Consider the following 24,373-nt stretch of genomic DNA (forward strand, 5'->3'; position numbering starts at 1 on the left):
CCCCGGCACTGCCCGGGGCGGTTGTCTGTTGACCAGGACTGCGTCGGTAGATGCTGCAGATTCCCCCCGAAAACATCTGGATCGCGCTGGCGGTCACCCTTGCGGCCGGCCTCGCCACCGCGATCGGCAGCCTGCTGGTGCTGTTCTCGCGCCGGCCCAATCCGCGCCTGCTGGCCTTTGGCCTGGCCTTCGCCGGCGGCGCGATGGTGTATGTGTCGCTGTCGGAGATCCTCAACAAGTCCATTGCGTCGTTCGCCCTGGCCTATGGCGAGCGCACCGGCTTCACCTACGGCACCCTGGCCTTCCTGCTGGGCGTGATCGTGATCGTGCTGATCGACCACTTCATTCCCAACCCGCATGACAGCCTGGACAAGCAGGACCCGGCATTCCGCGAGAACAGCCGCGAGTACCTGAAGCGCGTCGCCCTGCTGACCTCGATCGCGATCACCGCGCACAATTTCCCGGAAGGGCTGGCAACGTTCTTCGCGACGCTGGAGAGCCCATCGGTGGGCATGCCGCTGGCCTTCGCCATCGCCATCCACAACATCCCCGAGGGCATCGCCATTGCGGTGCCGGTGTACTTCGCCACCCAGAACAAGTTCTATGCGTTCAGCGCCAGCCTGCTGTCCGGCCTGGCCGAACCGGTGGGCGCGGCGCTGGGCTACTGGCTGCTGTCCGGGTCGCTGTCGCACGCCACGTTCGGCTGGGTGTTCGGGCTGATCGCCGGCGTGATGGTGTTCCTGGCGCTGGACGAGCTGCTGCCGGCGGCCAAGCGCTATGCGAAGGGCCACGAGACGGTTTATGGACTGGTCGCAGGCATGGGCACGCTGGCGATCAGCCTGGTGCTGTTCAAGTGGTGAGGGGCCCCAGAGGGGCGCATCCACGCATGGCGTGGATCTACCCAGACAAGACAACGACCGGGCATGCCCCGGAGCTACCCGGTCATTGTCAGCGCAGACGATCCAGCGCCTCGACCAGCTCGTCGGCCAGCGGCGCGTTCAGCACGTACGGGCTCTTGCCGTCGTCCAGCGCGAACTCCAGCGAGGCCGCGTGCAGGAACAGGCGCTTCAGCCCGATCTGCTCACGAAGCCGCTTGTTGACCGCAGGATCGCCGTATTTGTCGTCACCGGCCACCGGATGCCCCAGGTGCTGGGCATGCACGCGGATCTGGTGGGTACGGCCGGTCTCGATGCGGACTTCGCAGTAGGAATGACCCCCGCGGCGTTCCAACACCCGGAAGTGGCTGATCGATTCCTTGCCGATCGCATTGACCTGCACATGGCGCTCGCCGCCCTGGCGCAGGCCCACGTGCAGCGGCGCGTCGACCGTCATCACACCGTCGGGCATGCGCCCGGCCAGCAGGGTCAGGTAGCGCTTGCGGATGCCGGCGCCATGGTCTTCACGTAGCAGCGCCTGTAGCTCGCTCAGCGCCGAGCGCTTCTTGGCGACGATCAGCAGACCCGACGTGTCGCGATCCAACCGGTGGACCAGCTCCAGGGTCTGGCCCGGGCGCAGGGCACGCAGGGTTTCGATGGCACCGAAACTGATGCCGCTGCCGCCGTGGCTGGCCACGCCGGTCGGCTTGTTCAGGGCCAGCAGGCGGGCATCCTCGAAGACGATGGCCTGCTCCAGGCGGCGCATGAACGCCTCCGGCGGACCGGCCTTGTCTCCCTCTTCGGTGAGACGAACCGGCGGCACACGCACCTCATCACCCGCCTCGAGCTTGCGTTCGGCCTTGGCGCGGCCACCATTCACCCGTACCTGGCCGCTGCGCACTAGCTTGTAGACCAGGCTGCGCGGGGCACCCTTCAGCTGGCCGAGCAGGAAGTTGTCCAGGCGCTGGCCGGCGCGGTCGGCGGGAACGGTGATCATGCGCACGGAAGGCTTGTCGCCAGCGGGTTTGGTGGGGTCTTGGGCGGTCATCAGGCTGTTTATTCTGTTACACTCGGGGGGCGAGATAAGGGATTGATTTCGTTGGAAGTTACTCAGGGCCAGAAGCCCAGCTTCCGACGAATCCGGCACAGTGCGCGACCACCGCCCGCGGGGCGGCCATGTTAGCGGCTCACCGGCCTTCCCGGCCATCGCCGGATGCCTGACACGCAACCGTGCTGAACATGTCCCGCGTGGCGCTCCAGCCTGGCTGACAGCTGCCTGCGGCCTGTAACACCCCAAAACCCATAAGAGTGAAGCGCTCCCGCGGCCTGCCGTGGTGTCGTAGCGCTGGAAACCCAAGCCGCCCTCCCCGCGCTTGCGCGAATGGGCGGCGAACCGTGTCCAGAGGCGAAACCCCATGGCGTTCCGCGCGGTAGCCGCTTGCGAGGAACGCAACAATGAAGCGAATGCTGATCAACGCCACGCAGGCTGAAGAGCTGCGTGTTGCCATCGTGGATGGCCAGTCGTTGTATGACATCGACATCGAACAGCCGTCGAAGGAACAGAAGAAGTCCAACATCTACAAGGGCCGGATCTTCCGCATCGAGCCCTCGCTGGAAGCCGCCTTCGTCGAGTACGGCGGTGGCCGCCATGGCTTCCTGCCGCTGAAGGAAATCTCCCGCGACTACTTCCAGGCCGGTGTCGACCACAACAAGGCCGGCATCCGCGAGCTGCTGAAGGAAGGCCAGGAGATCGTCGTCCAGGTGGACAAGGAAGAGCGTGGCAACAAGGGCGCCGCCCTGACCACGTTCATCTCGCTGGCCGGCCGCTACATGGTGCTGATGCCGAACTCGCCCAGCGCCGGCGGTGTCTCCCGTCGCATCGAGGGCGAAGACCGGGCCGCACTGAAGGACGCCCTGGACAAGCTGAACATCCCCGACGACATGGGCGTGATCATCCGTACCGCCGGCGTCGGCCGCGATGCGGAAGAGCTGCAGTGGGACCTGGACTACCTGCTCAACGTCTGGCGCGCCATCGCCGAAGCCGCGCTGAGCAAGCCGGCCCCGTTCCTGATCTACCAGGAATCGCGCCTGATCGTGCGCGCCCTGCGTGACTACCTGCGCGCCGACATCGGCGAGATCCTGGTGGACACCGAGGAGATGTACGAGCACGCCCGCGAGTTCATGCAGCAGGTGATGCCGCAGACCCTGCGCAAGCTCAAGCACTACAAGGACGACATCCCGCTGTTCAACCGCTTCCAGATCGAATCGCAGATCGAAGGTGCCTACGAGCGCAACGTGCGCCTGCCGTCGGGCGGCTCGATCGTGGTCGACCAGACCGAAGCGCTGACCGCGGTCGACGTGAACTCCTCGCGCGCCACCAAGGGCAGCGACATCGAGGACACCGCGTTCCAGACCAACCTGGAAGCGGCCGAGGAAGTGGCCCGCCAGCTGCGCCTGCGCGACCTGGGCGGCCTGGTGGTGATCGACTTCATCGACATGGCCTCCAACAAGCACCAGCGCGAAGTCGAGAACCGCCTCGCCAACGCGCTGAAGTACGACCGTGCCCGCGTCCAGGTCGGCCGCATCTCGCGCTTCGGTCTGCTGGAAATGAGCCGCCAGCGCCTGCGCCCGAGCCTGGGTGAATCCAGCCAGATCGTCTGCCCGCGCTGCGACGGCCACGGCCGCATGCGCAGCGTCGAGTCGCTGTCGCTGTCGATCATCCGCGTTGCCGAAGAGCATGCGATGAAGGAGAACACCGGGCAGGTGCTGGTGCAGGCCCCGGTGGAGATCGCCAATTACCTGCTGAACGAAAAGCGCAGCGCCCTGCGCGAGATCGAACAGCGCCACGAGGCGCCGATCGTGATCGTCGCCGACGAGCAGCTGCACACCCCGCACTACAACGTGACCCGCCTGCGCGAGAACGAGCTGGGTGAAGACAGCAACAAGCCGAGCTACCAGCGTGGCACCCCGCGCAAGCTGCCGGTGCACGCCCTGACCAAGGGCCAGCTGAACATCCCGCCGCCGGCCGTGACCCAGGTCAAGCACACTGCACCGGCCCCGGTGCGTGCCGAAGCCGAACCGGTGGCCGCTCCGGCCCCGGCACCGGTCGCCGCTGCCCCGGCACCGGCCGCCAGTGGTGGCGTGGTCGGCTGGCTAAAGCGCATCTTCGGTGGCGAGCCGGCTCCGGCCCCCGCTCCGGCCCCGGCAGCCCGCCAGCCGCAGCAGGATGGCGGCCGCAAGGACCGCAACAAGGATCGCAACAAGGATCGCAAGGACCGTCGCGACGACAGCCGTGGCAACGGCGGCAACGGCAATGCCCAGCAGCAGAAGGACGGCGGCAACCGCAAGGACCGTGGTGAGCAGCGCAAGGACGGTCGCCAGGGCGGCAACAACGGCAATGCCCAGCAGCAGCCGCAGCAGGGCAAGCAGAAGGAACCGCAGCAGAAGGACGGCCAGCAGCCGCAGCAGCAGAACAAGCCGCGCAACGAGCAGCAGGGCCAGAACCAGCAGCAGCCGAAGCTGAAGCAGCCCAAGCAGCCGCGCCAGCAGCAGGACGGTGACAAGCCGGCCGAGAAGCCGCAGCGCAGCGCCGCCGAGGCACCGGCCGAGGCCGTGACCGCCACGGCGGTCGCCGCCAACGTGGTGACCGCTCAGGAAGCGACCGCGCCGGTGGCGCCGGTTGCACCGTTGGCTGCCGCTTCGCCTGAGGCCGCCGCACCGGCCGACACCACTGCCAACGCCGGCAACGAGGCCGAGGCGATTGCCGTGACCGGTGAAGAGGCTGCCCTCGACGCCAACGGCGAGCAGGCCGGTGAAGGCGCGACCCGCCGCCGCCGTGGCCGTCGTGGTGGCCGTCGCCGTCGTCGCGGTGGCGCCGAGAACGCTGTCGGCAACGACGGCCTGGGCGATGACCAGGACGACGGTGACGAAGGCGATGACAATGACAGCGCCGACCAGGCTGCCGACACTGTCGCCGAGGCCGCTCCGGCCGCCGCCGCGCCGCCGTCGCGCTCGCAGCCGGAGTTCGATTTCGATGACGAAGTCGAGCCGGTGGCCGTGGAAGCTGAAAAGCCCGTCCGTGCACCGGTCGCTGTTGCCGCTGCCGCCCCGGTGGTTGCCGTGAGCAGCGCCGTGGTCGAAGCAGTCGCTCCGCAGGAAGCGGCGGCCCCGGCACCGGTCATCAAGGCCGAGCCGGCCCCGCAGCCGGTGCAGACCAGCATGCTGGACCAGATCGACGCCGCAACCCCGGCCCAGCCGGAAGCACCGGTCGCTCCGGCGGCTGAAGCCAAGCCGGTGGTCGAAGAGGCCGCCGTAGTGGCCGCGCCGGCACCGGTGGTCGTCGAAGCCGCTCCGGTGGTGGAAGTGGCTCCGGTCGTCGAAGCCAAGCCGGTGATTGCTGAAGCCGCCCCGGTGGTTGAAGCCGCTCCGGTCGTGGCCGATGTCGCTCCGGTGGTGGAAGCGAAGCCGGTCATCGAGGCCGCCCCGGTGGTCGAAACCGCACCGGTCGTCGAGCAGCCGGCAGCGCCGGTGGCCGTCGAAGCCGCGCCGATCGAAGCTGCCGCACCGGTGGCCGAAGCCGTGGTGACGCCGTCGATCGATCCGGTTGCCGATGGCCATGCCGATTCGGCCAGCCAGGCCGCGGATGCCCAGGCATCGGACGAAGACGAAGAAGCCGCCAAGCGCACGCCACCGGCGAACTGATCGTTCTTTGATCGGGTAGAACGAAACGGCGGGGATCGATGATCCCCGCCGTTTTTGTTTGTGCGGACAGCGCGTGCAGCGCTCTGGTAGAGGCCAACCTTGATTGGCGCCGTTGATTCAATGCACGTGGACACGCCCGTGCCAACCAAGGTTGGCACCTACCAGAGCATGAGGCCCCGCAGCGTCAGCGCGCCGGGGCGAACTGCAGGCGGGTCCAGACCCCGTAATGATCCGACGCCCAGCGACCGCTGTCATCGGGCTGGTCGAACAGAAGCTTCGCTTCGCGCGCGACCATCCGGTCCTGCTGGAAGAAGATGTGGTCGATGCGCGAGGGCGCCTGGTAATAGTGCCGGTTCAAGGTGCTGACGCCGGCCAGGTCGGTGTTGACGTGCACGCTGCCGTAGCTGTCGCCGTAATGGCTGCGCAGCTCGCTCAGGTCGCCTGCGTCCACCAGCGCGTTGAAGTCGCCGGCGATCACGACCGGCGCGCCGGCCGAGGTAGCGGTGATGAAGCGCAGCAGGTCCTCGACCTGGCTGCGACGAATGCGCTGACCACTCTCGTCGTTGCGCTCGTTGAGATGCGTGGCGTAGACGTTCACCGGCGTGCCGTCGACGTCGATGCGCAGGTGGGCCACCGTGCGGTAATCATTCAATGGCTGCAGCAGATAATCTCCCTGGGCGAGGATCGGCCGCCGGGTCAGCAACGCATTGCCGTAGCGCTTCGGTGCGCCCACCGGATCGGTGGACACGAACACGTACTTGTAGCCGAGCTGGCTGGCCAGCCATTGCGCCTGGTTGCGCACGTTGCGACGCTGGATCACCTCCTGCAGGGCAACCGCATCCGGCTGCAGGCGCTTGAGCTCGGCCAGGATGGTGCGGCGCCGGCTCGGCCAGTCTTCGCGGTCATGATGCAGGTTGAAGGTCACCATGCTCATGCCTGGCGCGCTGGCGACGTCGGACGCCGCGGTCGTGGCAGCCGGTTCGGCCGCCATCATCACGCCCGGCAATGCCAATGCAATGGCCAGCCCCAGGGCGCGCACCGTCGCGCGCACCCCTGCCCCCTGTTGCTTCATCGTTACTGCCCCTTGCGTTCGGCGCGGCGCACCGCGCTCGGTACGTCGATCTCGACCCGCGCCGGCAGCTGGTGCACGTGCAGTTCCTTGTTGACCCACTCGGCCGCTTCGCCGTTGATGGTCGCCTCGCCCGGATCGCCCGCATACGGCCACGGCAGCACCACGCCACCGACCGGTGGCACCAGGCCCGGCTGCACCTCCAGCACCAGCTGCTTGTCGCTGCGCTGCAGGCGGTAGTTGAGCTGGCCCTGCGGCGTGCGCAGGCCCTGCACCGCGATGCCCTCGCCCTGAAGCCAGGCGGTCGGAATGCCGGCGGCCAGCACCAGTGCATCGTCCATGTCACGGCTGTAGGCGAACATGTCCAAGGCCGAGCGCACGAAGTCCGAGGCCACCCAGGCATGCGGCAGGTCACCGACGAAGAACGGCTTGCGTGGCGTGCGCGAAACCACTTCGGCCCACTGGTTCCAGGCCTGCGGCGCACGGTCCTTGAAGAAGAACTCGGTCGCCTGCCAGGCGCGATCACGCCAGCCCAGGCGGACGAAGGCGGCCACGTTGCGCCACTCATAGGGCGTGTAGTCCTTCCACTCGCGCTTGCCATCGCGACGGGCCACGAACTCCTTCCAGTAGCGCTCGAAGGTGGCATCGAGCGCCTGCTGCGGAAGGCGACCCTGTTCACCGCCCGGGGCCAGCGCGATGGTGGTCGAGGTCGCATCGAAATCGCCCAGCTCGGCCGAGCCTGGCAGGTAATCGATGTTGTGCTGCTGCATCGCCGACAGCAGCGAAGCCTGCAGGTCATCACGGAACTGGTCACGCGATTCGGCGATCTGCATCGCCTCGACCTTGCCCAGCTGGGCCGCCAGCGATGCCGCGTCCTTGTAGCCGCGCAACGCCCAGAAATTATCCCAGTACGAATGCATCGGCTTGGCCGAATAGCCTTCGTGGCTGATCGAGGCCGGCATCATCCCGTAGAACGCCGGATTGCGCGCACGATTCTCGTCCGTGCGCTCGCTGGCGCGCAGCTGCTCCATGTAGCTGTAGGCGCCCTGCACATGCGGCCACATCAGCTCGGCGAAGGTGCTGTCACCGGTATAACGCCCATACTCGGCAATGCTGTAGATCAGCTCGCCATGGCTGTCGTTCTCCGGCACCGGGTCGCTGCCACGTGCATCGACACAGCACGGCACCTTGCCGTTCTCGAACTGGTACGGCGCATACCAGTTGATGTAGTCACGCACGGCATCGCTGCGCCCCATGCGCAGCAGGCCCTCGGAAATCATCGCGCCATCGCGGATCCAGCTGCGCGCGTACGAGCGCGTGCCCGGCTGCAGGCGTGGGCCAACCCGCGAGATCAGCATGTGCGCCACTGCGGTGCGCAGGGTGTCGACCAGTGCCTGGCCCGCAGCCGGCACCTGCAACGAGACCACGCCCAGCTTCTGCCGCCACTGCTCGGCCACCTGCGCCTGCGCCTTGGCCACGTCCAGCGCCTGTGGCGCCCAGCCGCCGGTCTGCGGCAGCACCACCGCCACTTCGCGGCTCTGGCCGGGTTCCAGCTTGATCGTATACAGCAGCGCGCCGGACGCCATGCCGGTGCTGTCCTTCACCGCCGTGCTGGCCGGGTACTTTCCGGACGCCAGATGCATCGCATCGAGCTTGCCATCGAACGTGCTGGCGAAGCGGGCATCCGGCACCTGCAGCGGGTAGATGCGCGGCTCGCCGTTGATGCGCACCAGCTGTTCGCCCACATCCAGCGCATCGATGCGGCTGAAGCCGCCAACGGTGTTGAGGAACTGGGTCGGCGGGTTGACCTGCCACGGGCGGATCGCCAGCGCCAGGGTGTATTCGTGCGCCACCTTGTCCGGATTGCTCAGCCGGTAGCGGCCGATCAGCTGCGCGCGCTCCGGCGTGCCCTGCACGAAGCTGGTCACCGCCAGGCCGGCCTTCTCGTGCACCCAGTCGACGTTGGCGATCGGCAGGTAGTGATCCTGCAGCGACTGGGTGATGGCCACCTTCGACCAGTCCAGCAGCTTGCCGTCGAGGCGGATGAACGGCTCGATGCTGAAGCTGCCCTTGGCCGGCTCCAGCGCGCCATCCTCGCTGATCAGCGCCTGTTCCTGGCCGCCATCGAGGCCGAGCAGGGTCCAGTACGGCTGTTCGCCCACATAGGCACGCGGCAACGACCCGCGCGGCAGATCGGCCGCCACCGAAGACAGGAACGCATTCGGCGTGGCGGCGAAGGCCAGCGGCTTGAGCGCGATGTCACGGATGCCGTAGCGCCAGTTCGGGCCATCGAGCAGGTCGAAGCGCACGTAGCGTGCATCGGTATCCGGCAGTGCCAGCCAGTCACGACCGCCCGCGCCGCCGGTCACCTCGCGCACAGTGCGCCAGTCCCGGCCATCCTCGGAGGTCCGCACGGTGTAACGGTTGGCTTCCAGGTTCGGCAGCCAGTCGATCACCGCACCACCGATCTCGCGGCTCTTGTGCAGATCCAGGCTGATGGTCTGCTGCTTGACCCCGCCACTGATCCAGAACGTGTCGCCCTTGCCATCGATCATGCGGTCCTGCAGCGCGGTGGCGGTGTCGGCGATCACCGATGGCACCAGCGCCGAATCATCCTGCGGCGGCAGGCCCTGCAGGGTCAGCTTGTCGAAGCACACCGTGCCGCGGCCACCGACCTTGCTGTAGATCGTGAACTCGACCGCGGCGCTGCGTGCCATCTCCTTCTCGGGCGACGGCCCCCACGCCTTGTCGATCTGGCGACGCCGGTACTCGACCGGCGTCCACGCCTTGGGGAAGCTGTAGCCCGGGCGGTTGACCCACCAGACGTTGTCGCCGCTGGCGTCGATCAGCTTGAACTGCAGGTCGTTGGCCGGCGAATCACCGCGCAGCTGGAAGCCGAAACGGTAGTTGACCGGGTACTCGATGTTCAGCGCGCGGCGGATGCCGACGTAGCCGGAGACCTTGTGGAAATCGTAGTCCAGGCACAGCGCGCGGCCACCGCCGGCGCCGCTGACCGGCCGCAGCGAACCACTGACCTGGTCGGACAGCACCAGTTTCCAGGCGCCGATATCGTCGAAGTCGTCCAGCACTTTCGTCGCCGGCAGTGCCGGTGGTGCGGCGATCGCCAGGGAGGTCCACAACAGTCCCAGTCCAACGGCGATCGCTCGCTTCATCCCTTGACGCTCCCCAGCAACAGACCTTGGATGTAGTACCGCTGCAGCACCAGGAACAGCGCCAGCACCGGAACCACGGTGACCACCGCGCCGGCCATCATCATTTCCACGTCCATGATGTGTTCGCGCGAGAGGGTGGCCAGCGCCACCGGCAAAGTGTAGTGCTCCTGATCGGTCAACACGATCAGCGGCCACATGAAATCGTTCCATGCGCCCATGAAGGTGAAGATCGCCAGGGTCACCAGCACCGGCTTGAGCATCGGCAGCACGATCTGGAAGAAGATGCGCAGCTCCCCTGCCCCGTCGATGCGGGCCGCTTCAAGCAGTTCATCCGGGATCGAACGCGCGTACTGGCGTACCAGGAAGATGCCGAACACGCTGGCCAGCGCCGGCACGATCACGCCACCGAAGCTGTTGACCAGCCCCAGCTGCTTCATCAGCAGGAACAGCGGCAGCATCGCCACCTGCGCCGGAATCACCAGCGCCGCCATCAGTACCTGGAACAGGCGCTCGCGGCCGACGAAATTCAGCTTGGCGAACGCATAACCGGCCATGGTGTTGAGCAGCAACGAACCGATCGTGATGCCCAGCGACACCAGCAGGCTGTTGGCGAAGTTGCCGCCCATGCCGGTGCGCGCGAACAGCTCATGGTAGTTGTGCGTGGTGATGCTCGACGGCAGCAGCGGCGGCGGGAAATGACTGGCCTCGCCCTGCGGCATAAACGAGACCGAGAGCATCCACAGCAGCGGTGCCAGGCTGACCAGGGCCAGCACCAGCAACGCACCATTGATCATCCACGGGTACCAGCGCGACTGGCCGATTTCACGACTCATACCAACTGCCTCTTGCGGCCGAAACGGAGCATCACGGTGGTCACCGCCAGGATGATCAGGAACAGCAGGAACGCCACGGCGGAGGCGCGTCCCAGGTTCCACCACTTGAAGCCTTCCTCGAACATGAAATACAGCACGCTGACGGTGCTCTGCAGTGGGTCGCCGCGGGTCATCACGTAGGGTTCGGCGAACAGCTGGAAGTAGCCGGACACGGTAATCACGCCGACCACCAGCAGCACCGGGCCGAGCATCGGCAGGGTGATGTGCAGGAACTGCTTCCAGCGCGAGGCGCCGTCGATGCGCGCCGCTTCGTACAGGTCATGCGGGATCGCCTGCAGGCCGGCCAGGAAGATCACCATGTTGTAGCCGAAGTTCTTCCACACCGCGAACAGCATGATGGTCGGCATCGCCCAGTTGGGATCACCCAGCCAGTCGATCGGGCTGATGCCCAGATGGCCCAGGCCGTAGTTCACCAGGCCATAGCTGGTATGGAACAGGTAGCGCCAGATCACCGCCACCGCCACCAGCGTGGTCACCACCGGCGCGAACAGGGCCGTGCGGAACAGGGCCTTGAAGCGCGCGGCCGGCGCATTGAGCAGCATCGCCGCGCCCAGCGACACGCCGATCGACAACGGCACGCCGATCAGCACGAAGTAGGTGGTGTTCCACAGCGACTTCCAGAACATCGGCGTCTGCAGCAGGTCGATGTAGTTGCCCAGGCCGACGAAGCGCAGGTTGCTGCTGTCGGCCAGCGCATAGAGGTCGAAGTCGGTCACGCTCAGCGCGAGCGCCGAAGCGACCGGCAGGCCGAAGAACACGCCCAGCACGATCAGCGAGGGGCCGGCGAAGATCCAGCCAGCCAGCGAAGTACGTTTCATTGCGCGCTCCCGGCGGCCACGGCGCTGCTCGATTGCGGCGACGGCGCGCGCTCCTGCAGGCGTTGTTGTTCATGCATCCAGCGGCGCTTGGCCAGCACCTTGTCCACGCGCTGGTCCAGCTCTTCCACGGCCTTGTCCTGCGCCAGGCCACCACGCACCACCTTCTCGGTGACGATGCGCATTTCCTGCACGATGCGCTCCCATTCGAGCACCTTCGGCGTCGGCCTGACCCGCTCCAGCTGATCGCGGAACGCGGCTGCCAGCGGATCGTTGGCCAGCGACGGCGCGCTCCAGGCACTGCGGCGCGGCGGCAGGTCGCCGATGATGGAATGGAAGCGCGCCTGGATCTCTGGCCGCGACAGGAACTCGATCAGCTTCCAGGACGCCTCCTTCTGCTGCGACTTGCGGAAGATCACCAGGCTGGTACCACCGGCGATGCCCGCGCCCGGGCCGTCCGGCCCCGGCAGCGCGGCGGTGCCCCACTGTCCTTCCAGTTCCTTCGGCTGCAGTTTCTTGAACTCGCGGATGTTCCAGGGGCCGGAGATGTAGAACACGTTGAAGCCGCGGAAGAATTCGTCCCAGACGTTGGAGATCTGCGTTTCGGACATCTTCGGCGCCCAGCCCTGCTCGAACATGTTGGCGTAGAAGGCCAGCGTGCGGCGGAACCCCGGGCTGGCGAAATTGCCGCGGGTGTCGTCGTCGCGCAGCAGCGGGTCGGGCTGCTGCAATGCCAGCGACAGCTGCTGCTCGAATTCGTTGATCGGCATCAGCACCGCATAGCGGTTCGGGCCCTGCATGCGCTTGATCGCCGCCATCTGCTCCTCCCATTCCTGCCACGTACGCGGCGGGTGGTCGTAGCCGGCCTTGGCCAGCAGGTCCTTGCGGTAGTAGATCAGGCGCGTATCGACGTACCACGGCACGCCGACCAGCTCGCCGTGGATCACGTTGGTATCCCAGATGCCCTGGAAGTAGTCCTTCGGGTCGACCACGGCGGAGCGCTGCACGAACGGCTGCAGCGGGGTCAGCGCGTCGAGTTCGGCGAACTCCGGCACCCAGGTGTTGCCCAGCTGGCACACGTCCGGCAGGCCGTCGGCGGCGAACGCGGTCAGCAGCTTCTCGTGCGCGGCGGTCCACGGGATGTTCTGCACATCCACCTTGATGCCCGGGTTTTCGGCCTCGAATTCGTGGATCAGTTCGCTGACCACCTCGGCTTCGCGGCCCATCGCCCAGAAGCGCACGGTGGTGGTGCCCGGTTCGGTACGGGCGCAGCCGGCCACGGCCAGTGCGGCCAGGGCAGGCAGCGCCCAGCGGCGCAGGCGGTCGATCCAGTTCGGCATCGGGTTACTTGCCCTGGCCTGTGGTGCGGTTGGCATTGTTCTTCTGTTCCTGCGCGGCAGCCGCGCGTGATTCGGCGATACCCACCGCGCGTGCCGCCGCGGCCTTTTCGTCCTTCTGCAGTTCCAGCGGCTGGAACGAGCCTTCCGGCGCCAGCCAGCCACCGCTGAACCCGGCCCGCTCCAGGCCCTTGCGGATGTACGGGTTCTTCTTCATCACTTCCCAGACGAAGTCATCGCGGTAGTTGGCGATCATGGTCAGGATCGGCCCCTGGTCGATGGCGATGTAGTCGCTGGCGACCCAGCCGCGATCCGGAACCAGGCGCCCGGTCTTGATCGGGATGTCGTAGTTGAAGCTGGGGTTGAACGAATCCAGGAAGCCGTAGCTGGAATAGATGTAATCGCCAAAGCGCTTGTGCATCTCCAGCGTGGCCGGGATCACCTGCTCGGGGGCGAACACCACCGAGGCGATCGCGGCGGTAGGGGCAATGGTGCCGTCATCGAAGTTCTCGCGCAGGCCAGCGCCGCGCGAAGAGTAGTGGCGGAACTGGCGCTGCTCGCCACGGTAGTCCTGCGTGGTGTTCTGCGGACCATCGCTGGCGGTCAGGCCCCACACGTTCTCGCCATACTCCTTCCATTGCATCGGGTTGGCGATGGCGTACTCGCGCTGGGCCAGCGCGGCCGAGCGGCTGTTGAGGAAATAGGTGCTGCCGCGCTCGCGCATGTACGCGTCCTGGATGTCGCGGAAGTCGATCCAGACGTGGCTGTACTGGTGGCCGAACAGCGGGCCGAAGGACAGGTATTCCTGCCCCTGGTAGACGCCCCAGTCGTTGTCGTAGGTACGCGTCCACACCGTCCACGCATCCGGGCTGACCGGGTGCGTCGGCGAGCCCAGGGCGAGGATGTAGACCATCATCGCCTCGTTGTAGCCCATCCAGTCATGGTCGATGAAACCGCTCTCCGGGAACCAGCCCATCGAGATCAGCGGTGCACGCTGCTGCAGCCACGGCCAGTCGACCTTCTTGTACAACGTATCGGCGATCTGGCGGATTTCCTTCTCGCGCGGATCGTCACCGTCGTAGTAAGACTGCGCGAACAGCACGCCCATCATCAGCAGCGCGGTATCCACCGAGGACAGCTCGACCCAGCTGTCGTAGCGACGGCCTTCCTGCATGTCCAGGAAGTGGTAGTAGAAGCCCTTGTAACCGGCCTTGCCGGTGCGCTGCGGGCCCATCGGCACGTCGCGGAAGAACTTCAGCGTGGTCAGTGTGCGGTCGATCGCCTGGTTGCGGCTGACCCAGCCGTTCTCGATGCCGATCGGATAGGCGGTCAGCGCGAAGCCGACCGAGGCGATGCTGGCGAACGGCCGCGACGGATAGCGGTCCGGGGTCAGCCCATTGATCTCGTTGGTGGTATCCCAGAAGAACTGGAAGGTGCGGCGCTCGATGTCATCGAACAGCGGCGGCAGCTCCGGCTTCATCGGCCGCGGCGGTGCGTCGGCCTCGATCAGGATCACCGGCGGGCGAGGCTTGGCAGGCTCCTGCTGGGCCGGCTGGCAGGCAGCAACGGCCAGGCTCAACGCCGCGGCGGACAACAGATGGCGTGCCTGCATGGCGCGATTCCTCCGGTGGTCTGATCGATGGGAAAGCATAACGTCCAATGATCTGAAATCGTTTACAAGGTGCGTCCTGAAAAAACCACGAAAAACGTGGTTTGACACCGCGATCATTGCCCACGCCGCTGCCCCCTGCCCGGCAGCGGCGTGGGCAATGGACCGGCGCGGGGCCGGCCATTGCCGTTTTCACGCGCCCGATGCCGCCGGCGGACCGGCGGCATCGGGGTACTGCATCAGGCGGCTCCGCTTAGAAGCGGAAGCCCACCTCCGCCTTGACCTGGCGCGGCGTGCCGACGATGTCGCCGGTCTCGTTGTAGCTCGCGGTCAACTTGCCGTTCTTGTAGTAGTTGTAGTTCGAGAAGTTGTCGAAATTGAACACGTTGATGATGTCGATACGGGCATACAGCTCGGTATCACCCGGCATCTTGAACGTCTTCGTGGCCTGCAGGTCGACCGAGCGGTAACCGAAGATCTTGCCACCCAGCAGGAACCGGCCGTTGCCACCCGGAACCGCCGCCATCGGGGTCGGCAGATCGAAGCCGTTGGCCTGCGGCACACCGTACCAGTCGTTGATCGCAGTCGGGGTAGCCAGGGTGATCTTGCCGCCGAAGGTGATGCCCCAGAAGCCCGCGTACGAACCGGTCACCACCAGGCGGTGGCGCGGTGCGCCGTTGGAGCGGATGGTCGGGTAGTCACCGATCACGCCACGATCGAATGCGTAGTGCTCGTTGATGTCACGGTTGTGGCGGGCGGTGGTCCAGGTATAGGCGATCGAGGTGCCCCAACCGCTTTCCTGGGTGAACGGCTTCTGCGCCGACAGCAGGATCTGGGTCGCACGGGTCTTGATGCCCTGCTGGCCGATGATCAGGCTGCCGAAGCCCGGCACGTTGCAGCTCCAGGCCTGGCTCAGGCCGGCTTCGGTGCCGCCGCACAGGCGCGGGTCATCGAAGAAATTGCCGGTCGGGTAACGGTTGCCCAGGGTGAAGGCGAAGCCATCGTAGGTGAGCGTGCGCGAAATGGTGGCGTCGGTCAGCCAGTCGCCGATCTGGTTGCTCATGCCCAGGCTGAACTGGTCAGCATAGGGAACCTTCAGGTTGTTGTTCAGCAGGTCGACTTCCAGGCCGGCATTGCTGGTCGAACCGACCAGGCTCTGCAGGTTGCCGATGCCGTTGAGCAGGTTCGGGTTCCAGTCATAGCACGCGGCGTTGCCCTGGAAGCACTGGCCGGTGGCCGGATTGCGGAAGTAGATGGTCGGCTGCGGCAGGGCCAGCTTGGTGGTTTCCAGCTGCAGGTAGTCGAACAGGTCGCGGTCGTAGGAACGGCCGGCACCGCCGTGGATCACGTGCTGCTCGTCGGCGTTGATGTCATACGAGAAGCCCAGGCGCGGCTGCCAGGCATTCTTGAACGCCTTGCGGTTGTGGCCGTTGCTGATGTAGTCGTTGATATTCAGACCGCTCAGCGCCAGCGTATCGGCGTAGCTCTGGCCAGCGGCGGCACGCGGATCCTGCGCGAACAGCGCATTGACCACTTCCGGCGGCGTCACGAAGTCCAGGTAGGACGGGTTCTTTTCGTAGTCCCAACGCAGGCCGAGGTTCAGCTGCAGGTGGTCGTTGACCTGCCAGTCGTCCTGGATGAACAGCCCGATCTGCTTCACCTTCGAGCGCACTTCACCGGACACGCCGGACACGCCGGTGACCGGCTTCACGAACTGTGCCTTGTACGGGATGCTGTCCGGGAAGGCCGGATTGTCGATGGTGTAGTAGAACTGCGGATTGATCTGCGCCGCGTCGGAAGCGTACAGATCGATCTGCTTGTACTTGGCACCCATCTTGATGGTGTGGTCACCCGCCCACTCGATGCCGTCCAGGGTCAGGTTGTCTTCGATCGACCAACCCTTCTGGCCCTTCACCTGCGACGACATCGCCGACGAGCCGCCGATCGAGACAATGGCGCGCTCCTCGCTCTTGCCGTCCGGTGCGGTGTAGTTGAAACCGTTACCCATGCTCAGCGGCTTGGGGTTGTTGAACGAATCCTCGTGGGTGACCATCAGCTCGTTGTAGTAACGCTCACCGCTGTGGTTCCAGCGCAGCGCGTAACGACGGTCAGTGTTCTTGGTTTCCTTGCCGTGCATCGGCGCGGTCTGGTCCGAGAACTGCTGCTGGGTTTCGTCACGATCCTGGAAGGTCAGCTCCAGGCGGTCGTTGTCGGTCGGCTCGAAGTCGACCTTGGCGAAAATCAGGTCCTGCTGGAACGGCTGGCTGGCCGGGCCCAGGCCGGCCTGCGCATCGGCCGGAACGCGGTCGGCCTTGCTGGTCACCGCGCCATGCGGGGCGATGGTCACCGGCAGGTCGAAGCGCTTGGCCTCATAGGTGACGAAGAAATGGGCCTTGTCCTGGATGATCGGACCACCCAGGGCGAATCCGTATTCCTTCTCGGCCGAATCTTCCTTGCCCTTGCCCGGCTGGCGCTCGGCCGGGGTCATCGCGCGCATGCTGTCGTTGGTGTAACGGTAGAAGGTTTCACCCTTGAACTCGTTGGTACCCGACTTGGTCGCCGCGGTGACTGCAGCACTGGACACCTGGCCATACTCGGCCTTGTAGTTGCCGGTGATGACCTTGTACTCGCCGATGGCCAGCTGCGGGAACGGGTTGCCGGCGCTGCCGGACTGACCGGCCACGCCGCCTCCCTTGACGTAGCTCTTCTGGCCCACGCCGTCGATGTAGACGTTGGTACCGTCAGAGTTGGTGGCGCCGCCGCGCAGCGAAGTGTTGCCCTTGGCGTCGCGGGTGAAGATCATGCCCGGCACCGCGTCGGCGAACTCCAGGAAGTTGCGCGAGACCTGCGGGGTGGTCTGGATCTGCTGCAGGCTGACGGTCTTGCCGACTTCGGAGGTCCGCACTTCCTGCAGCAGGGTCGGCGCGACGACGTTGACGGTGTCCAGGTTGGTGGCCGCGGTCGCACCCGGGGTGCTGCTGGCCGCGCCGGCGAAGTTCAGGGTCGCGGTCGAGGCCACGGTGACGGTGACTTTCTGCGACTGGCCGTTGGCGACCACGTCATAGGTGCCCGGGTCCAGGCCCATCAGCGAGTAGCTGCCATCGGCACGGACGGTGCCGCGACGGACGGTGCCGGTGGCCACGTTGGTGGCGGTGACTTCGGCGCCGGCCTGGGCGCCGGAAACCTGGCCGCGCAGGCTGGCATTGGCCGACTGCGCCATGACGTTCGGAGCAGCAGCCAGCATCAGGCAGCTGACCAGCGCGGTGCTCAGCAGCCGGCGTGCCGGCGTGCGGAAGGTGGTATGCATCATCAACTCAATCTCCGGGTGGCGGTAACCGCTTGCGCGGTCCCTGCGATCAATCAAAAAAGAAGGAACGCCTCTGGCTTCAACGGCCCGATGGCGGAGTGGTGGAATCGCGAACTATCAAGCGGGGAACCAGGGTCTGCTTGTCCCCTGTCCCATCCGTGGAGGTGCCGTCCATCAACTGCAGCAGGCGCGTCATGGCCCGGTCGCCGAGCTCGGCGATGCTGACCTGCATGGTGGTCAGCGACGGGTGGACGAAACGCGCCAGTGGAATGTCATCGAAACCCGCCAGGGCCACATCGGCCGGGACACGGACCCCTGCCTGCGTGAACGCATACAGGCAGCCAAGGGCCATCATGTCGTTGGCGGCGAACACGGCATCGGGCAGCGCTCCGGCTGCCAACAACTCCTGACCGGCGCGATGGCCGGAAGCTTCGTCGAAATCACCGGGCAGCTCGATGCCCTCGGCGCCACTGCCAAACGCCACCAGCGCGTCACGGAAGCCGCGCAGGCGCTCGCGCGCGTCGAAGTTGAGGTCCGGGCCAGAAATGAAGGCAATGCGGCGATGGCCGGCGTCCAGCAGGTGGCGGGTCATCGCCATCGCACCGGCGTGGTCGTCGATGCTCAGCACCGGATGGTCCTGCCCGGGCAGATAGGTGTTGATCAACACCGTCGGCAACGACTGCGGCAGGTTGTCGGTCAGGAAGCCCGGGCTCTCGGCATAGGGCGAGAGCACCAGCAGGCCATCGACGCGGCCGCGCATGGCACGCAGGGCCGCGCCCTGCTGTTCCTGGTCACCGTGGTAGCTGGACACCAGCAGGTGCTGGCGGCGGTTGCGGGCCACCCCGTCGATGCCGCGCATCAGTTCGGAGAAGAATTCGCCGTACAGGTCAGGCAGCACCACGCCCACCGTATTGGTGCGGCGGCTGCTCAGGCTGCGGGCGGCGGCGTGCGGGGTGTAACGCAGCCGTGCGGCCACCTCCAGCACGAGCTGGCGGACCGGTTCGGCGACATTTTCATGCCCGTTGAGCGCGCGGGAAACCGTGGCCACGGAGACCCGGGCTTCGCGTGCGACGTCTTTGATTGTGATAGCTGCCTTGTTCACGAAGCCGCCCTCCACGGCTTGGACCTACCAGCATTGGCGCGGAATGTAAGCGTTTCCATCTGGGCTTGTAAACAGTCCGTTAGGCGAATGTCCCGAAATGGACATGAAAATCTGTCCGTGGCGAGGCCCGTGCGGACCGGCCAGGACAGTGCGGGACAAGGGCTCAGCCCTGTTCTGACGGGGTATGTGCGCGGATGGACAGCGCGTGGATATCGGTGTCCATCATCGACCCCAGCGCGGCATAGACCGCGCGATGCCGGGCCAGTGGAGCCAATCCGGCGAAGCGTTCACTCACCACATGCACGTTGAAATGGCCGCGCCCGTCGCGGGCACCGGCATGGCCGGCATGGCGATGGCTGTCATCCTCGATCTCCAGCACGCTGGGCGCCAGCGCCTGTTGCAGCGCATCACGGATCCGCTCGATCCGTTCCGCGTTCACGGCAGGACCTTGCGGAACGGGCGCACCTGAATGCGGGTGTAGACGCCGGCAGCCACGTACGGGTCGGCATCGGCCCAGGCCTGGGCCTGCGGCAGCGACTCGAACTGCGCGATCACCACCGAGCCGCTGAAACCGGCCGGGCCCGGGTCTTCACTGTCCACCGCCGGGCACGGCCCGGCCAGCAGCAGGCGTCCCTCGTCGCGCAGCGCGTGCAGCCGCGCCAGGTGTTCCGGCCGCGCCTGCAGCCGCTGCGCCAGCACATCCTGGCCGTCATACCCTTCGATCACATACCACACCGGCATTTCCTCGCTTGCGTTGTCGGGTCCGCAGATTCTAGCCAATGCCGACCCTGTCCCGGCCCCGGCTGGACACTGGCGCGGCAAAGGCTTACCCTAGACTCCATTGCACGTGGCTGGATGCAGCAGCCCGTCGGTTTTTGCGGCCAACGCAGCCCCCGACGACCGTCCCGCTGCTTCAAACCGGACCACCCGGCCGGGCCACGTAGACGACCTCCCCGTAGTTCTGTCGCTGCCGTTTACTGCGGCGCGTCCTGCTGTTTGATATGTGTGGAATCGCGCCGATCCCGGCGTGTCTGGTGCCCTGGGGCTCCGTGGCGTTGGCCCGGCGAACCCGGTGCCGCGACTGGTCCGTTGCAATCCTGATCTCCATTAGATGACTTCCGAACTCGCGCTCGACGCGAACCCGCCAACCCGGCCGCCCGCCCCCCAGCAGCAGGAAATGCCGCTGGCCGTGGTGCATGGGCAACCGGTCCTGCAGATTCCGCAGGACCTGTACATTCCGCCGGACGCGCTGGAAGTCATCCTGGATGCCTTCGAAGGCCCGCTGGACCTGCTGCTGTACCTGATCCGCCGCCAGAACCTGGATGTACTGGACATTCCCGTCGCCGAGATCACCCGGCAGTACGTGGAATACATCACCGTGATGCGTGAGCTGCGCTTCGAGCTGGCGGCCGAATACCTGGTGATGGCCGCGATCCTGGCCGAGGTGAAGTCGCGGATGCTGCTGCCGCGCCCGGTCAGCGAGGAAGGCGACGAGGCCGACCCGCGCGCCGAGCTGGTGCGCCGGCTGCAGGAGTACGAACGATTCAAGCAGGCCGCCGAGGACATCGACGCCCTGCCCCGCCAGGACCGCGATACCAGCCTGGCACACGCCTTCATGCCCGAACGCGCCACGGTGAAGCTGCCGCCGCCGGTGGACCTGAAGGAAATGCTGCTGGCCCTGCACGACGTGCTCAAGCGCGCCGAGCTGTTCAGCGGCCACGCCATCAAGCGTGAGGCACTGAGCGTGCGGCAACGCATGGGCGAAGTGCTGGGACGCCTGGAAGACGGCAAGTTCTATCGTTTTGAAGGTTTGTTCACGGCGGAAGAAGGCAAGCTGGGCGTGCTGGTCACGTTCCTGGCGGTGCTGGAACTGGCCAAGGAACAGCTGCTGGACATCGTCCAGGAAGAACCGCTGGCGCCGATCTACGTGAAGTCGCTGGCGGCCGGCAACACCAACGCCCCGCTGCAGTTCAGCAGCGAGTTCGACGACAACGACGCCGCCAATGCAGACGAGTGAGCGCTGACTGCCGATGGATCAATCGCTGATCAACCGCATTGTCGAGGGTGCCCTGCTGGCTTCCAGCCAGCCGCTCACTCTGGCCCAGCTGAAGGACCTGTTCCCGGAAGAGGAACCGGCACCGCCAGGCAGCATCGAACGCGCGCTGGAACGCCTGCGCGAAGCCTGCGAAGGCCGCGGCGTGGAACTGGTCGAGGTCGCCTCCGGCTTCCGCTACCAGGTCACCGGCGAAGTGCATGGCTGGATCAGCCGGCTGTGGACCGAGCGCAAGACCCGCTACACCCGTGCCACCCTGGAAACCCTGGCGCTGATCGCCTACCGGCAACCGATCACCCGCGGCGAGATCGAACAGGTGCGCGGCGTGGCGGTCAGCAGCAACATCATCCAGGCGCTGGAAGAACGCGAATGGATCCGCGTGGTCGGCCACCGCGACGTGCCTGGCAAGCCGGCGCTGTTCGGCACCACCAAGGGCTTCCTGGATTATTTCGGCCTGAAGCGATTGGATGAGCTGCCGCCACTGTCGGAACTGAAGGACCTGGGCGAGCTGGAACCGCAGCTGTCCCTGGACCGCGATGCACCGGCGGCCGCCAGTGCCGACGGTCCGGACATCTCGGCCGGCGCCGATGGCGCTGCCGCGAACGATGACGCCGGCCTGGCCGGCAGTGACACCCCCGATTCCGTCGATGCAGCCCCTGCGTCGGCCTCCGATGAGCAAGCACCTTCGCCCCTCGATGATGGGCACCCCGATTCCGCGCCGGGCGAGCGCGCGGTGCCAGTGAACGAACGCGAAGACAACGCCGTCGCGATGACGACCGTGGCTGTTGACCAAGCCGATTCCGAACCAGAGGCCGACCTCGAAACCGTCGGCCGGAGCAAAACTGATGAGTGACACCCCCCGTAACAAGCTCTCGCTGAAGCGCGAAGCCACCTCCGAACAGTTCAAGCTGGAAGAGCGCCTGCACAAGGTGCTGGCCCAGGCCGGCCTCGGCTCGCGCCGCGCGCTGGAACAGCGCATCGCCGAAGGCCTGGTCAAGGTCAACGGTGAAGTCGCGCAGACCGGCATGTCGGTCAAGAGCGGCGACAAGATCGAACTGGATGGCCGTGGCTTCGTCGCCACCGCCCTGGCCGAGCCGTCGCGCGTGCTGGTCTACAACAAGCCGGAAGGCGAAGTGACCACCCGCGATGATCCGGAAGGCCGCCCGACCGTGTTCGAGTCGCTGCCGCCGCTGAAGGGCGCGCGCTGGATCGCCATCGGCCGCCTGGACATCAACACCACCGGCCTGCTGCTGGCCACCACCGACGGTGAGCTGGCCAACGCCATGATGCACCCGTCGTTCGAGGTCGAGCGCGAGTACGTGGTGCGCGTGCGTGCGCCGGAAGGCGAGGAAAAGGTCTCCGACGCCATCGTCGACCGCCTCACCCGTGGCGTCGCGCTGGAAGACGGCCCGGCCAAGTTCGATGAGATCGAACGCATCGGCGGCACCGATTCGCACGACTGGTTCCGCGTCGTGGTGAAGGAAGGCCGCAACCGCGAAGTGCGCCGCCTGTGGGAATCGCAGGGCTGCCAGGTCAGCCGCCTGAAGCGCACCCGCTATGGCAAGGTGAGCCTGCCGCGCGAACTGGCCCGTGGCCATTCGGTGGAACTGGGCACCGCGCAGGTTGAAGCCCTGCGCGCGCAGCTGAAGCTGGAAGAAGGCGCACCGTCGGCACTGACGCTGCAGCCGGTGATCGGCCAGCGCCGCGCCGCCAAGACCACCGTGCGCGTGCGCGAAGGTGGCCGTGGCAACGCGTACGTCAACGGCCACAACACCGCTGACGAAGGCCGCGAGCTGCGTCGTTTCGACAACGTCCGCGAAGACCGCGGCCGTGGTCGCGGCGGCAAGGGTGGCGGCTTCAAGGGCGGCCTGACGGTCAGCGGTGAAGCGGCAGCCAAGCAGTCGCAGAAGCCGTTCAAGCAGCGCGCCCAGAAGAATGATCGCTCGCTGCCGGAAGGCAACCCGGCGGCGTTCCGCACCTGGTACGTGCCGGATGGCGTGAGCACCGGCCCGAGCGGCCATCGCAACGCCGGTCCGGGCGCACGCGGCCCCGGTGCCCGTGGTCCGGGTGCAGGCGGCCAGGGCCGTCCGTACGGCAAGCCGAAGGGTCCGGGCGCTGGCGCCGGTGGCGGCCAGGGCCGTGGCGGTTTCGGTGGTGAAGGCCGTGGCGGCGCAGGCGGCCAGGGTCGTCCGGCCGGTGCCGGCAACCGCTCGCAGGGCCAGGGCAACAAGCACCCGTACGGCCATCCGGGCAACGCCCCGAGCTTCCCGTCCGACCACGCCACGCCGGGCTTCAACCCGTATGGCAGCCCGAAGCCTGCACAGGGCGCCCGTCCGGGCGGTCGCGGTCCGGGCGGTGGCAACCGTGGTCCGGGCGGTAATCGCGGTCCCGGTGGTCCGGGTGGCAACCGTGGCCCGGGTGGCCCCGGTGGCAATCGTGGTCCCGGCGGCCCGCGCCGCAGCGGCCCGCGCGGCGGCTGATCAGCGGTCCGACTGAAACGAAAAACCCCGGCTCAAGCCGGGGTTTTTCTTTGAAAGGGGGATGGAGGGAAAAGGGGACGGAGGGGATTAAGTCGCTTTTGCCCCTTTGAGGCGAAAGCGACTTAATCCCCTCCGTCCCCTTTTGCGTGGCGCTGGAAGGCGGCGGGCGTGGTACCGGTCATGCTGCGGAAGAATGCGATGAACGGGCTCTCGGCGGAAAAGCCGGTGTCCTGCGCCACATGCGCAACGCGATGGCCCAGCAGCAGCAACTCCATGGCCCGCATCAGTCGCCATTGCTGGCGCCAAGCCTGGTAGCCCATGCCGGTATCACGCTGCATCAACCGGCCAACGGTGCGCACGCTCAAGCCCGCACGCTCGGCCAGCTCGCCCAGTTCGGGCGGCAACTGCTCGGCCACTGGCAGGCAGCGCGCGATCCGTGGGTCGCGTGGCAGCGGCAGGTCCATCGGGGCCACCGGGGCGGCTGCGATCTCCAGCATGCACAACGCCAGTTGGTGGTGCGCACGCGGCACCCGCCAGTCATGGTCGAACGGCGCCTGCGCGATTGGCTCCAGCAATGCCTGCAGCAGGGTACCCACGCCGACGATCGCCGGCTGCTGCGGCAACTGGGCCGACAGGGTGGCCTCGAAGTACAACGAACGGTAGTCGACCGCTTGGCGCATCTGCGCGCGATGGCGCAGCCCACCCGGAATCCACGCCGCGCGCGCGGGCGGCAGCAGGCTGATGCGGTCACCGTAGGTCAGGCGCGTACAGCCTTGCCGGGTGTACAGCAACTGCGCGCGTGCATGCTGGTGCCAACCCGAGTCGTGATCCGCCAGTGAGGCCGCGATCCCCAACACCGGCGCGCTCCAGGCATCGGCATCGAAGTGCGCATCCGGGTGCAACCAGGCCACGTCTGATTTCATCCATTCAATGACAGGATAGACAGGGTGCGCCATCAG

Annotated in this window: 17 protein-coding genes; 5 read left to right on the forward strand and 12 right to left on the reverse strand. The window is 66.6% G+C overall.

Annotated elements, in window-relative coordinates:
- Window positions 1-50 precede the first annotated feature (50 nt).
- Entirely contained in the window at window positions 51-860 is an 810-nt protein-coding gene (zupT, locus tag ACZK1G_RS15005) for a zinc transporter ZupT (RefSeq protein WP_014037815.1), read from the forward strand.
- 88 nt (window positions 861-948) lie between these two features.
- On the opposite strand, the gene ACZK1G_RS15010 is transcribed toward zupT, so the two are convergent.
- Complete coding sequence (locus tag ACZK1G_RS15010; RefSeq protein ID WP_049401092.1) at window positions 949-1,923, reverse strand: RluA family pseudouridine synthase; 975 nt, start codon at window positions 1,921-1,923, stop codon at window positions 949-951.
- 407 nt (window positions 1,924-2,330) lie between these two features.
- Between ACZK1G_RS15010 and ACZK1G_RS15015 the strand changes: the two genes are divergently transcribed.
- The gene (locus tag ACZK1G_RS15015) at window positions 2,331-5,576 is read left to right on the forward strand and encodes an Rne/Rng family ribonuclease (RefSeq protein WP_101765799.1); all 3,246 of its coding nucleotides are present in this window, start codon (window positions 2,331-2,333) and stop codon (window positions 5,574-5,576) included.
- A 184-nt stretch (window positions 5,577-5,760) separates the two neighbouring features.
- Here the strand turns inward: ACZK1G_RS15015 and ACZK1G_RS15020 are convergent, their stop codons facing one another.
- The 10 genes from ACZK1G_RS15020 to ACZK1G_RS15065 all read right to left on the reverse strand — a co-directional run bounded on the left by ACZK1G_RS15020 (window position 5,761) and on the right by ACZK1G_RS15065 (window position 19,616).
- Window positions 5,761-6,648, reverse strand: a complete 888-nt coding sequence (locus ACZK1G_RS15020; RefSeq protein ID WP_101765800.1) for an endonuclease/exonuclease/phosphatase family protein — start codon at window positions 6,646-6,648, stop codon at window positions 5,761-5,763.
- A 2-nt stretch (window positions 6,649-6,650) separates the two neighbouring features.
- Window positions 6,651-9,818 carry a discoidin domain-containing protein gene (locus ACZK1G_RS15025; protein WP_101765801.1) on the reverse strand — a complete coding sequence of 1,056 codons (3,168 nt, stop codon included), beginning with the start codon at window positions 9,816-9,818 and terminating at the stop codon, window positions 6,651-6,653.
- A complete protein-coding gene (locus tag ACZK1G_RS15030) occupies window positions 9,815-10,651 on the reverse strand; it encodes a carbohydrate ABC transporter permease (protein WP_008264935.1) in 837 nt (278 codons plus the stop codon). Before ACZK1G_RS15030 ends, ACZK1G_RS15025 begins: the two co-directional genes overlap by 4 nt.
- Window positions 10,648-11,529: a carbohydrate ABC transporter permease gene (locus ACZK1G_RS15035; RefSeq protein ID WP_005410323.1), complete on the reverse strand. Its 882-nt coding sequence runs from the start codon at window positions 11,527-11,529 to the stop codon at window positions 10,648-10,650. The genes ACZK1G_RS15030 and ACZK1G_RS15035 overlap by 4 nt, the downstream gene beginning before the upstream one ends.
- Window positions 11,526-12,866 carry a sugar ABC transporter substrate-binding protein gene (locus ACZK1G_RS15040; protein WP_101765802.1) on the reverse strand — a complete coding sequence of 447 codons (1,341 nt, stop codon included), beginning with the start codon at window positions 12,864-12,866 and terminating at the stop codon, window positions 11,526-11,528. The genes ACZK1G_RS15035 and ACZK1G_RS15040 overlap by 4 nt, the downstream gene beginning before the upstream one ends.
- A 4-nt stretch (window positions 12,867-12,870) precedes the next feature.
- On the reverse strand, window positions 12,871-14,475 hold the full coding sequence (locus ACZK1G_RS15045; RefSeq protein ID WP_049442664.1) for a glucoamylase family protein: 1,605 nt from the start codon (window positions 14,473-14,475) through the stop codon (window positions 12,871-12,873).
- A gap of 250 nt (window positions 14,476-14,725) precedes the next feature.
- The gene (locus tag ACZK1G_RS15050) at window positions 14,726-17,782 is read right to left on the reverse strand and encodes a TonB-dependent receptor (protein ID WP_049442663.1); all 3,057 of its coding nucleotides are present in this window, start codon (window positions 17,780-17,782) and stop codon (window positions 14,726-14,728) included.
- Window positions 17,783-17,858: 76 nt separating this feature from the next.
- Complete coding sequence (locus ACZK1G_RS15055) at window positions 17,859-18,896, reverse strand: LacI family DNA-binding transcriptional regulator (protein ID WP_042358849.1); 1,038 nt, start codon at window positions 18,894-18,896, stop codon at window positions 17,859-17,861.
- Window positions 18,897-19,044: 148 nt separating this feature from the next.
- A complete protein-coding gene (locus ACZK1G_RS15060) occupies window positions 19,045-19,320 on the reverse strand; it encodes a BolA family protein (protein WP_014647753.1) in 276 nt (91 codons plus the stop codon).
- Entirely contained in the window at window positions 19,317-19,616 is a 300-nt protein-coding gene (locus ACZK1G_RS15065; RefSeq protein ID WP_049442759.1) for a YciI family protein, read from the reverse strand. Before ACZK1G_RS15065 ends, ACZK1G_RS15060 begins: the two co-directional genes overlap by 4 nt.
- A gap of 376 nt (window positions 19,617-19,992) precedes the next feature.
- On the opposite strand from ACZK1G_RS15065, the gene ACZK1G_RS15070 reads away from it, so the two are divergent.
- The 3 genes from ACZK1G_RS15070 to ACZK1G_RS15080 are packed head-to-tail and all read left to right on the forward strand — an operon-like array spanning window position 19,993 to window position 23,414.
- On the forward strand, window positions 19,993-20,898 hold the full coding sequence (locus ACZK1G_RS15070; RefSeq protein ID WP_006456456.1) for a segregation and condensation protein A: 906 nt from the start codon (window positions 19,993-19,995) through the stop codon (window positions 20,896-20,898).
- A gap of 13 nt (window positions 20,899-20,911) precedes the next feature.
- Window positions 20,912-21,787: an SMC-Scp complex subunit ScpB gene (gene scpB, locus ACZK1G_RS15075; protein ID WP_101765803.1), complete on the forward strand. Its 876-nt coding sequence runs from the start codon at window positions 20,912-20,914 to the stop codon at window positions 21,785-21,787.
- The gene (locus tag ACZK1G_RS15080; protein WP_014037827.1) at window positions 21,780-23,414 is read left to right on the forward strand and encodes a pseudouridine synthase; all 1,635 of its coding nucleotides are present in this window, start codon (window positions 21,780-21,782) and stop codon (window positions 23,412-23,414) included. The genes scpB and ACZK1G_RS15080 overlap by 8 nt, the downstream gene beginning before the upstream one ends.
- Before the next feature lie 122 nt (window positions 23,415-23,536).
- Here ACZK1G_RS15080 and ACZK1G_RS15085 read toward each other — a convergent pair whose 3' ends face one another.
- Window positions 23,537-24,325 (reverse strand): AraC family transcriptional regulator, encoded by a 789-nt coding sequence (locus ACZK1G_RS15085; RefSeq protein WP_101766426.1) that lies wholly within the window; start codon window positions 24,323-24,325, stop codon window positions 23,537-23,539.
- Between the last annotated feature and the right edge of the window lie 48 nt (window positions 24,326-24,373).

The sequence above is a fragment of the Stenotrophomonas sp. 109824_Sma genome (assembly GCF_056480025.1).

Coding starts and splice junctions, on each gene's coding strand:
- zupT (WP_014037815.1), top strand. CDS start 51: ATGCTGCAGATTCCCCCCGAAAACATCTGGATCGCGCTGGCGGTCACC.
- ACZK1G_RS15010 (WP_049401092.1), bottom strand. CDS start 1,923: ATGACCGCCCAAGACCCCACCAAACCCGCTGGCGACAAGCCTTCCGTG.
- ACZK1G_RS15015 (WP_101765799.1), top strand. CDS start 2,331: ATGAAGCGAATGCTGATCAACGCCACGCAGGCTGAAGAGCTGCGTGTT.
- ACZK1G_RS15020 (WP_101765800.1), bottom strand. CDS start 6,648: ATGAAGCAACAGGGGGCAGGGGTGCGCGCGACGGTGCGCGCCCTGGGG.
- ACZK1G_RS15025 (WP_101765801.1), bottom strand. CDS start 9,818: ATGAAGCGAGCGATCGCCGTTGGACTGGGACTGTTGTGGACCTCCCTG.
- ACZK1G_RS15030 (WP_008264935.1), bottom strand. CDS start 10,651: ATGAGTCGTGAAATCGGCCAGTCGCGCTGGTACCCGTGGATGATCAAT.
- ACZK1G_RS15035 (WP_005410323.1), bottom strand. CDS start 11,529: ATGAAACGTACTTCGCTGGCTGGCTGGATCTTCGCCGGCCCCTCGCTG.
- ACZK1G_RS15040 (WP_101765802.1), bottom strand. CDS start 12,866: ATGCCGAACTGGATCGACCGCCTGCGCCGCTGGGCGCTGCCTGCCCTG.
- ACZK1G_RS15045 (WP_049442664.1), bottom strand. CDS start 14,475: ATGCAGGCACGCCATCTGTTGTCCGCCGCGGCGTTGAGCCTGGCCGTT.
- ACZK1G_RS15050 (WP_049442663.1), bottom strand. CDS start 17,782: ATGATGCATACCACCTTCCGCACGCCGGCACGCCGGCTGCTGAGCACC.
- ACZK1G_RS15070 (WP_006456456.1), top strand. CDS start 19,993: ATGACTTCCGAACTCGCGCTCGACGCGAACCCGCCAACCCGGCCGCCC.
- scpB (WP_101765803.1), top strand. CDS start 20,912: ATGGATCAATCGCTGATCAACCGCATTGTCGAGGGTGCCCTGCTGGCT.
- ACZK1G_RS15080 (WP_014037827.1), top strand. CDS start 21,780: ATGAGTGACACCCCCCGTAACAAGCTCTCGCTGAAGCGCGAAGCCACC.